Genomic DNA, 10837 nt, shown 5'->3' with positions numbered 1-10837 from the left:
CGGTTTCGGGGGTCGAGTTCCCCCGCGAAGAAAATCGTCGCGGACTTCAGCACCTCGTTGACCTCGCGCAGCCGCTTGTTCTCCGCCCGCAGTCGCTTGAGTTCCTCACGTTCGTCGCTGGTCACGCCTGCGGCCTGGCCGGCATCGACCTCGTGCTGCATCACCCAGCGGCACACGGACTCACGGGAGACACCGAGCGATTCGGCGACCTGAACATGCACGGCACGCTCGGAGGAGTACTCCGCGCGATGCTCCATCACAAGCCGCACAGCCTGGCTACGAAGCGTTGACTCGGAGCATCAGCTGCGCGCCTTCAAAACCAGCATCGCTCACCGCGCCACGGAGCCCCAGGGCGACGAGCCGGACGAGAAGTGGTACCCGTGTCGGGCCAGCATGCGCACTGCGCCACCGGCCCGACACCCTGGCCCCCCGCCAGTGTCAGCCATGACCGGCATCTACTGAGGGCGCAGATGCCGGCGGCTGTTCCGACAAGGTCGCCCCGCTCTCCTGCACCGCCTCGGTGGCATCGCCGGCGCCCCGGGCGCGCCACTGTCATACCGCAGCTTGCCCGCCCATACCTGCGCCGGTGCCGGCAGCGCCGAGGAGAAAGCCCTGCCCACGCCTCATGTTTCGGTAGAAGGCCCGTAGCACGTCGGGGCCGCCCAGCTTGCCGGCCTCTTTGGCGAGTTCTGTGCAGACGGCCATCTAGGCCCTGTGTCGAAAGTGGATCTTGGGCTGTGCATGATCTTGGTTCATGGGCCGGGGAGATCTCACGGACGAGCAGTGGGCGGTGTTGGAGCCGCTGTTGCCGAAGGGCACGAAGGCGGGGCGGCCGCCGCTCTGGCCTCGGCGGCGGCTGCTCGACGGCATACGGTTCCGGGTCCGGACCGGTGTTCCGTGGCGGGACGTCCCCGTCGAGTACGGACCGTGGAGCCGGGTCTACGACCTATTTCGCCGGTGGCAGCGGAACGGCACCTGGCAGCGAATCCTCACCCGGCTCCAGTCCCTGGCCGACGCGAAGGGCGCGATCGTGTGGGACTTGAACGTCGACTCCACGGTGTGCCGTGCCCATCAGCATGCGGCCGGGGCCCGCAAGCGGGGCGACCTGCAGAAGGAACCACCGGGCGGGGTCTTCACCGAGCCGCATGATCATGGGCTGGGACGGTCGCGCGGCGGGTTCACCACCAAGCTCCACCTGGCCGTCGAGCAGAGCCAAAAGCCCATGTCGATCGTGATCACGGCAGGACAGCGCGGGGACTCACCGCAGTTCGAACCGGTGCTGGAGAAGGTCCGCGTCCCCCGCCTCGGACCGGGCCGGCCACGTGTCCGCCCCGACCGGGTACGCGCTGACAGGGCGTACGCCTCCCGCAGAAATCGCGCCTACCTGCGCCGACGCGGGATCCGCTGCACCATCCCGGACAAGCCCGACCAGGCGCGCAACCGCCGAAAGCTCGGGTCCCGCGGCGGCCGGCCGCCGCGCTTCGACCCGGCCGACTACCGCAAGCGCCATGCGGTCGAGTGCGGGATCAACCGACTCAAGAGGCACCGTGCCGTCGCCACGCGCTACGACAAGCTCGCAGTCCGCTACGAGGCGACGATCCTCGTCGCGGCTATCAACGAGTGGCTGTGATCACCGACCGTCACAGGTGGGCTCCACGTTCCACGCGAGTGGCGCCTGGGAGGTGACGTTCGGGCAGTACCCGGTGGACTGGTTGCTGACCCCGGCCGCGGCCCAGCCCGGTCCATGCGCGTCAGGGCTATGCCGCCTTCGCGGAGGGGATCTGGCCCTGCTGTGCCTGTCGGATCCGATGGACGAACATGCGGGTGACGGAGTTCAGCACACGGGGATCGACGGCGGGTCGAGTCTTCGTGTTGAGGTTCACGACTCCTGCGACGGAACCCAGCCGGAACGCGATCGAGGCGCTGCAGAGGTTGTCCGTCAGGCAGTACGCGGCTGTGTACGCCGCATCGACGTCGGGAAGCTCCACCGGCCCCAACTTGACACTTGCCATCTTGGACTTCCTGTCCGTGTAGTACCGGATGGCGTCGGCGGTGGACCGGAAAGAGTAGGCGCTCAGTCCGACGATGCCTTTGAGGTCGGGCGCGACGAAGGATTGCTGCACGCCGGCGAGGATGCTGTCGTCTGGACCCTCGTCACGCAGCTCAGAGCTCTTCTCCCAACCAGGCGGGATGCCGCCGACGCCAGGCATGACCGCTTGCAAGTCGGGCAGCCCCAGAAGCCTGGGGACGTGAGGAGCGGGCTGGCTGCTCTTGTGCAGCGGACCGGGTTTCTCTTCACCACTGCCGGATCCGCACCCGGCAAGCATGAGGAACACTCCGGCTAAGCAGAGTCCTCGGGCGGTGTTCTTGAAGCTCGGCATCGTTCCCCCTGGGCAGGCAGCAACCGATCCAGGAGATCATATTGAGCCCACGCTCCAGGGCCGGTGTGGATCCTCTACGTCCGTACAGGGCACGGCCGAGGCGGCCTCAAGATCCACTTTCGATACACGGCCTAGTCGGCCAGGCTCCCTTGGCGCATGCTGACGCAGCCCGGGACCAGCAGTGGTACCTCGACCGCATGGATGTCGACAAGATCTAGAAGAAGACGACGGGTGAAGGAATCAAGATCGCCGTGATCGACTCGGGAGTGAACCCGTCGACACCCACTCTCCAGGGCCAAGTCCTGCCCGGGCGGGACGCGTCCATCCCCGAAGGCGGCGGCCCCGACACCAGCAACCGAAGCGGCCAGGGGACCACGACCGCTGAGCTGATCACGGAAACCGGCAAGGGCGGCGGTCTCCAGGACCTCGCCCCCGCCGCCAAGATCATCCCAATTCGCGTTCCCATGCTGGAGCACGACGAACCGCCGGACATCTACGACCACCTCGACCAAGCCATCAGGATGCCTCGGAACTCGACGCGAAGACCATCACCATCTCGCTCGGCAACCGGCACGCCATCGGCTCCGGCCTGACCGGGCAGAACTACGCCCTGCAAGACGCCCTCGCCAAGGACGTCCTCCTGCTCGCCGGCAGCGTCGCTACGACCACCCCGGAAGGCGACGTCGCCGACTTCTCCCAGCACGGCGACGATGTGAACATCTCGGCTCCCTGCACGAACATCCCCCGCTGGTGCGACGCCTCCTTCCAGCGGCACTGCCCTGACGGGGGCGGCACCCACACCTCCGCCGCGCTCTCGTCGGCCACCGCCGCCCTCATCTGGTCCCTGCACCCCGGGCTGGACCGCGAGCCAGGTTCTGCGCGTCATGTACGACTCTGCGGGCCGCTGCGACGGCTGGGGCCCGGCACGGCCAGCAGCTACCTGGGCTACGGCATCATCCACCCCAGCGCGCACATCAACCGGGGCCTTGGCAAGCCGGGGGCGCCGGACTGCGGGGAGATCGACTGGGACATCTCGGTGGACTCCACCATCGTCCGCACGCACCAGCATGCAGCCGAAAGACGGAACACCGTCGACCGGGCCATCAATCGGTTGAAGCAGCACAGGACGGAGGCCACCCGCTACGACAAGCGCCGTTTTCGTCTACCTCGGCACAGTCACTGCGGCAGCCCTCACGATCTGGCTCCGAACATGATCGACGAGAATGATCCGTGACGCTGAGCCGACAACGTGCTCCTCGCTGCCCCTGCCGTCGAGGAACTGCACCCTCACAACTGCGCTCAAATACCCGCTACGACGGGCGAAGAACGGGATCAATCTCTGCCAAACTCTCGTGCAGCCGACGGGCCCCCTGAGCAACACGATCGTCGGTGTCGCACGACATCTCCTCGCAGAGCCGTAGCGCCTCGTCCAGGTCGTCGGAGAAGATACTGAAGACATCGACGATTGCCGTGTGGATCCAATCGGCGTGGTTGGCGTTGGCGACTGCCAGTGCGGAGGCGACTATCGTCAGTCCAGCTCTGTCCTTTCGCCGAAGCAAGCCCTCCGCGGTCCGTCGGGTGACGAAGGTGTCACGAGGGTCAAGCACAAGCCTCAGCAGCGGCTCTACGGCTTCCTGCATCTCGGCGAACCCTGCCAGGCTGTGACCGGCATCCGCCCGGTCACGCCAGTCGTCGCTACGCCCGAGTTCGCCAAGCGTTACGACGACCGATCGCCGCAAGTCACTGTCCACTTACTCACCCTTTCCCGATTCGGGGCAAATTATCATCGGGGCGCCTTATCGGATGATCGCCAGGACAGGTGCTCGTCAGCCGTGAAGAGACAGGCCCCTCCCGGCCCGGGACGCGCCCACCCTTGCCGCGGACCATCGCCAGATGGGTCCTCAGCCGGCCTGAGACCTGGACCGAGCCCGAGCCCGAGCCCGAGCAATTCCAGCTCAAGACGGTCCGCACGCACTGTCCCTAGTTCGACGCGCTCACGTGGCACCTCCGCTTCTTATCGTGCCGGTGAAGAGCGGCCTGCGGAGTCTGACCTACGTCGCCCGCCACCATCCGCGGCGCTGCTTCGGCGCCGGCAGCGCCGGGGGGACGTCGTCCTCGGATTTCAGCATCTCGCGCGCGGCGTTGACGAGCCTTGCCATCTTGGCATCGACCTCGCGCTGATGCGCGTCCTTACCTTCCACGATGCGCTGGGTGGGCTTCGTGGGCGGCTCGCTCAGCCGACGAATGTGCTCCCCAGACAGACCTTCCACCGCCGACAGCGCCTGCCGCCGTGCGGTCCGGCTCGAACTCTCGTCGTCGAGTACCCTCCTGGCCGCCCGGGCTTCATGTCGAACCGCATCGTCTTCACTGTCGCAGAGGCGCCTGAGGGCGACCCGGCCACCGGCCAGCGGGCCCCAGCGCATCGCGCCCACGCCTGCCTTCTTCGCCGCCCTGGACACCTCGGTCGCCGCATGCGCAACCTTCGCGGGGGCGATTAGTCGGATCTCCGCTTCCCGCAAGGCCATCTCTTTGGACGCGGCGTCCACGCGAGCGCGCCGGCTCTCGGCATCATCGTCGCTCCGATACATACCGTTGTAAACCGACATCATTTCGCGAACGCTCCGGATGAACTCGGCAACCTGTAGCTGCCGAACACTCCACAACGCCGCCACCCGCTGGGCCTCGGCAGCGATCTCCGCGGCCTCACGCGCTGCCGCCGCCTGATCCCGCCCGCCGTTCGCCTGGATCCTGGCGCCCATGACGCTGCCGAGGAGGCCGCCGAGGATGGCGATGGCGGCGACCAGGGCAGCGAAGATCTCGGGGTTGTCCTCGAAGTACTTCACCGACACATCATGCCGAACTTGCTGTGCTGGGTGCAGAGTTAAATCCCCCAGCGGAACCACCACCCCCGCCGCTGCACTACCAGGGAAACGTCGTCCTCCGGGGGCGAGGAGGACGCCCCCGCCGCCAAGGAGGTCGAGGTGGACCATGCGGACCAGGAAGTGCGGCACGCGCACTCGCCGCAGGCACGCAGGACGGTTACCGGACACCGGATGCCAGTTACCGGTTACAGGTCGGCGAGGCCGTCGGTTCGCGCTGTTCGGATCGGTGCCCAGGCAGCTCCAAGCCTGCAACCGGTAGCCGGTGACCCGTAACCGCCCCTACGAGGCGCCGGAACAGCTTCGTTCCCTCCGCCCTTGGGCGTCGGGGTGGAGGTGGTCTCGGTCATCGTGCCGTGCCGATCGGGGTGAACAGCGTGTGCACGAGGCCAACCACCGCGGCGCCGGACACCACGGTGGACTCGATGCTGTTCGTCCGCTGGTGCACCACCCGCCCGGCGCACTGCGCCAGCTCTACCGCGATGGCACGGAAGACCGGATCGGCGTCCTCGGCCTCGCCCTCAATGCCGTGGTGCTGTTCAACAGCCGCTATATCGATGCCGCCGTCAAGCAGCTTGCCGCAGACGGGTTCCCCGTCGCCTACGAGCTTGTGGCCCGGCTGTCCCGCGCAGTTCGACCACGGCTGGGGACCGTTCAGTCGCTGCCGGTCGGGCCTGCCGCGATGACCGCATCGAGCATGTCTTGCGACGTCTGCAGCTCCTTGATCGCATCGGTGATGCGTTCGCGCTCGCGGCGCAGTTGTGCCACCAGGTCGGAGCACACCGGCGTGAGGGTCGTCCCGTCGTCACGGATGCACGGCAAGACCTGGGCGATGGTGGCGGTCGGCAGACCGGCGGCCAGCAGGGCTCGGACACGGCGGACGGTGTCCACGTCCGCGTCGGCGTACACGCGGTAGCCGCTGGGCAGCCTCGACGGCGTCAGCAGGCCTTGCTCCTCGTAGTAGCGCAGCAGCCGCTCGCTGACCCCGGTCTGGCGGACCATCTCCCCGATGCGCACGTGATCTGCACCTCATCGCATTGACTCTCACATTGATGTGAGACTTTAGCGTTCTGGTCATGACCACCAGAACGGCACCCCCGGCGACCGGAGCTCCCTGCCCACCTGTATGGCGCCGCAGCGCTGCGCTTGCGGTGCTGACCGCGTGCGTCTTCGTCGTGGGAACCGCCGAGTGGGTCATGGTCGGGCTGCTGCCGCAGCTGTCGGCCGACTGGCATCGTCCACTGCCCGCGGTCGGGTCCCTGGTGACCTGGTACGCCTTGGTCGTCACCATCGCAGGGCCGCTGGTGACGGTGGGGATGCTGCAACTGGCGCGGCGCCCGACCCTGCTGGTGCTGCTGGGAATATTCGTCGCCGGCAACCTTGCAGCAGCCCTGGCGGGCAGCTTCAACCTCCTGGTGGCGGCCCGGATGCTGACCGCGCTGGCGCACAGTACAGCCTTCGCGACGGCGATGGTGATCGCCGTCGACATGGTGCCCGCGGCCCGCCGCGGCCGCGCCGTCGCCGTGGTGACGGCCGGCTGGAATCTGGCCACGGTGCTCGGCGCACCACTGGGCACCTGGATCGGTGACCACTTCGGCTGGCGGACCACCTTCGGGGCCATCGCAACCCTCGCCGCGCTCGTGCTCTGCGGCGTGGCCGCCCTCGTCCGCCCTCCGACGGCGCACGAGGCAGCTCGTCCGGGGGGCGAGGTGCGGGGTCTGCTCCGGCCCCGGGTGGCCTTGGTCCTGGCGATCATCGTGGTCGCACAGGGCGGGCTGTTCACCGCCTACACCTACATCGCACCCTTGTTGCAGCAGGTCAGCGGCTTCACCCCGTCCGCCGTCACCACCCTGCTCGCCCTGTTCGGGCTGGGTGCGGTCGGTGGCAACCTTCTCGGCGGCCGCCTGGCCGATCACGCCCCCTGGGCCGGGCTGTGCGTCCTGCTGGCCGGCCTGGCCGCCGCACTCGCCGTGTTCAGCTTCACCAGCCGGATCCGGTGGACGGCCGCCGTCACCGTACTGGCCCTCGGGGTGATCGCGGCCGCCCTCATCCCGCTGCTGCAGGACCGAACGCTGGCCGCTGCCCCTGCCGCACCCACCCTGGTCACGGCGATCAGCGCCTCCGCTTTCAACCTCGGCGTTGCCGGGGGCTCCCAGCTCGGCGGCCATGCCCTGACCGCCGGCCTCACCCTGACCGATCTGCCCTGGATCGGCGGTCTGCTCGCAGGCGGCGCCGTGCTCATCGCCGCCGCGACCGCCCGCCACCACCGCACCAGCAGGCAGTGATCACCCACTGCTGGAACCTGAAGGAGAAGAACAAGCATGTCCCCTGCTCTGCCGACCTCCCGCCTCGGCCGCATCGTGCGCGGCAGCGGCCCCGGCCTGCTCCTGGCCCACGGTGCCGGCGGCGGCATCGACGCCAACTACGGCCCTATCATGGACACCCTGGCCGCCCAGCACACCGTGATCGGCCCCGACTACCCCGGCACCGGCCGCACCGAACGCGCCACGGCTCCGCTCACCCTCAACGGCCTCGCCGACGAACTGGTCGCCACCGCCGTCGAAGAGGGTCAGGACACCTTCGCCATCGCCGGCTACTCGCTCGGCACCCCGATCGCCATCCGGGCCGCCACCCGTCATCCCGACCGCGTCACCGCCCTCGTCCTGACCGCCGGCTTCGCCCACCCCAACCCGCGCCTCCTCCTCGCCGCCGAACTCTGGCGCGACCTGCTGCGCGCAGGAAATCTGGAGCAACTGGCCGCCTTCGTCTCGTTGATCGGACTCAGCGCACCCGTCCTCGACGCCATCGGCCAGGACGACCTGGACACCGCCCTGAAGACCACCGCAGCCACCATCCCGCCCGGCACACCCGAGCACCTCGACCTGCTCATCGACCACGTCGACGTCCGGGCCGACCTCGCCACGCTGAGCGTGCCGACCCTCGTCATCTCCACCACGCTCGATCAGCTCGTCACCCCGCACCACCACCGGCAGCTCGCCGAAGCCATCCCCAACAGCCACTACGCCGAGATCACCACCGGGCACCTCCCGTTCGTCGAGCAGCCCGCACAATGGGGCGCCCTCATCCGCGACTTCCTCCGCCGCGACCACACCTGACGGCCGATGGCCGACTGAGGGCGCCGCGCCCTCCACTGTGACGCCGCCGTCCCCCGCTCTGTCTTCGAAGGATCCTTTGACGACAGAGCGGGGGCGCGCCCAATGAACCGCTGACTGCCGCTGACTGCCGCTGACTGCCGCTGACTGCCGCTGACTGCCGCTGACTGCCGCTGACTGCCGCTGACTGCCGCTGACTGCCGCTGACTGCCGCCTTCGAACGGGTCGGCTTTCGCACAAGTTCCGCTCGCCGTGGACACGGCAGTCCTGGCGGTGTTCGGCCCCGTGACGACATTTGTACAAGACCGAGGACCGGTAGCCCCGGCATCCTCCCGAGCATGGCTATCTACGACGGCAAGCAAGTGCACGGGATGCACATGGTCCACGACGGCCCGCGGGAGGCTCCGCCGCTGGTGCTCATCCACGGATCGGGGGCCTCGGGCAGCTCCTGGGGCCCGATAATCCCGGCACTGGCCAGCCGGTATCACGTCATCCGCATCGACCTCCCGGGCCACGGTCAGTCCCCGCCCGCACCGTCGTACGACGTGACTGAGCAGGCAGCCAGGCTGGCCGAGGCGCTCGATGAGCTCGACCTTCGTCCGGTCACCGTGGTCGGGCACTCCAGCGGCGGGTACATCGCCACCGCCCTCGCCGAACAGCGCCCTGACCTGGTGGGCGCGCTCGCGCTGATCAGCAGTGGTCCGAGTCCCGACGCCCTCCTTCCGCAGCCTGCCTTCCTTCGGGTCCTGATCGACCCGCCGCTCGGCCCGCTCGTCTGGAGAATCCGTTCCGACGCGATGCTCCGCCGGGGGGTGACCGCGGTGTGCCACCGCCCGGTGGAGGTTCCGGACGACCTGGTCGCCGACGTACGGGGCATCGGCTACCGCACGTTCAGGACGGTGCTGCGCCACAACACTGCGTACATCGCCGACAGGAGCGTACCCGCGCGTCTGGCCGCACTCGACGTCCCCGTTCTGGTGATCTTCGGCGCTGCCGACCCTCGCTGGGATCCGTCTTCTGCGCACCACTACGACACGGTGCCGAACGCGCGAGTCGAGCAGCTGCCCGACGTCGGGCACTTCCCCATGCTCGAAGCGCCGAAGGCGACCAGCGAGTTGCTGCTGCGCTTCGCAGCGATGGCCCACTGAAACCCGTCGCCCAGCCTGGTGCTGTGGAGTCCACCGCATCATCACCTGACTGGGCGTCGGTGGAGGGCGCCGTGCCCGGGAAGGCCGGGGCGGCTGCCAGGGGTCAGCGCGGCTGGGCTCCGCCAACGTGCTCCGGCACACGCGGACATCGCGATGGCCGCGCACCCCTCAGGCACTGCGTTCGTGGACCCGAGCGACGGAGACAGCCTTGGCCACGAAGCCCACAGTCGGCCGCGGATACGGCAGTACGGTCGTTGGACTGGCACCGCGCGACCTCCGGCTCGGAGGCCAGGCGGCCGGCGTCCGGCGGGGATCGGGCACCTACGGATCCGGTTGTCGCTGTCACCGGCCCTGGCGGTTGCAGCGTCCGGCACGTCGACCGACCGCAGCGGGACGGTGCTCACCCTGGAGGACGTCCGGGGCCGCTACACCTGGCGAACCGAGGAAAGGCTGCGCGCCGCCAACGTCGTGGGACGAGCGGTTCACCATCGCAGCGGATGCCCTTCACCGACGGAAGAGCGCCTGCCCGTTGCTTGATCCAGAGGTCGCCGCCGTTTGGTGGTTGAAGCTCACCAGCCGGGGAGGGGGGCGCGTCGACAGTCTCGCGACCGAGGCGGCATGGAGACGCAAGCGCCTGTGGTTCCGCTTCCGGTCCCAGATCGGCCTCACCTCCCGAGCACGCCGCCAGCGACGGCGAACGTCCTCTGATACGGCACTGGCTCCCGACCGAGCCGCTCCACGCGCTCGTCCTGGACAGCCACCGAAGTGCCTCATGGGCGGGGCACCGGGCGGCCGGAACCACCGGCCGCACCGCTCCCCCACCCCTTGGTCAAGCACGGCCCGAACACCTATCAGCTCCCTATCAGCAGGACCATTCACCTGGAAAGCCAGGGGTGTGGTCTCCCAGATCCAGGGCCGAACTCACCATGGTGGGCTGCATTCACCAGGACTTCCGGGAACGCCGCTCCGACTGCTACACGCCCCCGCACTACGCCGCCTCTCTTGGCTGTGCTCTCCCCTTGCCGGGTGCTCCGTTCCCGGCTTCCGATCACGGGCATGCGCACTCTCCCGCCTCGCCCAGCTCCCTGACCAGACTCGCCGCCATTCGTCCCTCCCCGTCCGCCAGCCCCGCGGAAAGGCGCTGAGGGCTGCTTCGCAGCAGAGTCCTGACCTGCAGTGGTGAGCACGGCGGTAAGTAGCGGACGGCCATGGCGAGTACGGACACGGCCCCCGGGATGGACCGCCCGAACCGGATGCGCGCCTGCGTCCACGCGCTCACCGAGCTCGCCGATCCTGCCGCCGTGCCGACGTCGGGG

The 10837-nt window shown here is 68.7% G+C and carries 11 protein-coding genes and 1 pseudogene; 7 read left to right on the top strand and 5 right to left on the bottom strand.

Features of this window, described 5'->3' with window-relative positions; all coding sequences use genetic code 11:
* The coding region (locus ACFW1I_RS15170; protein WP_384669909.1) for a transposase at positions 1–257 on the bottom strand (257 nt) is incomplete at its 3' end.
* Between the two features lie 497 nt (positions 258–754).
* On the opposite strand from ACFW1I_RS15170, the gene ACFW1I_RS15165 reads away from it, so the two are divergent.
* A complete protein-coding gene (locus ACFW1I_RS15165; protein WP_384669907.1) occupies positions 755–1630 on the top strand; it encodes an IS5 family transposase in 876 nt (291 codons plus the stop codon).
* A 127-nt stretch (positions 1631–1757) separates the two neighbouring features.
* On the opposite strand, the gene ACFW1I_RS15160 is transcribed toward ACFW1I_RS15165, so the two are convergent.
* Complete coding sequence (locus tag ACFW1I_RS15160) at positions 1758–2381, bottom strand: hypothetical protein (protein WP_384669906.1); 624 nt, start codon at positions 2379–2381, stop codon at positions 1758–1760.
* 239 nt (positions 2382–2620) lie between these two features.
* Here ACFW1I_RS15160 and ACFW1I_RS15155 point away from each other — a divergent pair, with 239 nt between their 5' ends.
* Both ACFW1I_RS15155 and ACFW1I_RS15150 read left to right on the top strand, forming a co-directional pair.
* Positions 2621–2974: a S8 family serine peptidase gene (locus tag ACFW1I_RS15155; protein ID WP_384669915.1), complete on the top strand. Its 354-nt coding sequence runs from the start codon at positions 2621–2623 to the stop codon at positions 2972–2974.
* Positions 2929–3615 carry a hypothetical protein gene (locus tag ACFW1I_RS15150; RefSeq protein ID WP_384669914.1) on the top strand — a complete coding sequence of 229 codons (687 nt, stop codon included), beginning with the start codon at positions 2929–2931 and terminating at the stop codon, positions 3613–3615. The genes ACFW1I_RS15155 and ACFW1I_RS15150 overlap by 46 nt, the downstream gene beginning before the upstream one ends.
* 76 nt (positions 3616–3691) lie before the next feature.
* Here ACFW1I_RS15150 and ACFW1I_RS15145 read toward each other — a convergent pair whose 3' ends face one another.
* Together ACFW1I_RS15145 and ACFW1I_RS15140 are read right to left on the bottom strand one after the other, a co-directional pair.
* Positions 3692–4132 (bottom strand): hypothetical protein, encoded by a 441-nt coding sequence (locus ACFW1I_RS15145; protein ID WP_384669905.1) that lies wholly within the window; start codon positions 4130–4132, stop codon positions 3692–3694.
* Between the two features lie 300 nt (positions 4133–4432).
* A complete protein-coding gene (locus ACFW1I_RS15140) occupies positions 4433–5224 on the bottom strand; it encodes a hypothetical protein (protein WP_384669903.1) in 792 nt (263 codons plus the stop codon).
* A 301-nt stretch (positions 5225–5525) separates the two neighbouring features.
* Here ACFW1I_RS15140 and ACFW1I_RS15135 point away from each other — a divergent pair.
* A pseudogene (locus ACFW1I_RS15135) lies at positions 5526–5876 on the top strand (Tn3 family transposase); the annotation flags it as partial.
* A 38-nt stretch (positions 5877–5914) separates the two neighbouring features.
* On the opposite strand, the gene ACFW1I_RS15130 reads toward ACFW1I_RS15135, so the two are convergent.
* A complete protein-coding gene (locus tag ACFW1I_RS15130; protein WP_384669902.1) occupies positions 5915–6277 on the bottom strand; it encodes a MerR family transcriptional regulator in 363 nt (120 codons plus the stop codon).
* A gap of 134 nt (positions 6278–6411) precedes the next feature.
* Between ACFW1I_RS15130 and ACFW1I_RS15125 the strand changes: the two genes are divergently transcribed.
* The 3 genes from ACFW1I_RS15125 to ACFW1I_RS15115 all read left to right on the top strand — a co-directional run bounded on the left by ACFW1I_RS15125 (position 6412) and on the right by ACFW1I_RS15115 (position 9521).
* Positions 6412–7545 carry an MFS transporter gene (locus ACFW1I_RS15125; protein WP_384669900.1) on the top strand — a complete coding sequence of 378 codons (1134 nt, stop codon included), beginning with the start codon at positions 6412–6414 and terminating at the stop codon, positions 7543–7545.
* A 36-nt stretch (positions 7546–7581) separates the two neighbouring features.
* Positions 7582–8376, top strand: a complete 795-nt coding sequence (locus tag ACFW1I_RS15120; RefSeq protein ID WP_384669899.1) for an alpha/beta fold hydrolase — start codon at positions 7582–7584, stop codon at positions 8374–8376.
* A gap of 335 nt (positions 8377–8711) precedes the next feature.
* Positions 8712–9521, top strand: coding sequence for an alpha/beta fold hydrolase (locus ACFW1I_RS15115; RefSeq protein ID WP_384669897.1), 810 nt, complete (start codon positions 8712–8714; stop codon positions 9519–9521).
* Positions 9522–10837 lie beyond the last annotated feature (1316 nt).

The organism is Streptomyces sp. NPDC058955 (assembly GCF_042741435.1).
Taxonomy (GTDB): domain Bacteria; phylum Actinomycetota; class Actinomycetes; order Streptomycetales; family Streptomycetaceae; genus Streptomyces.
This window is presented reverse-complemented; position numbering and strand designations above follow the sequence as displayed.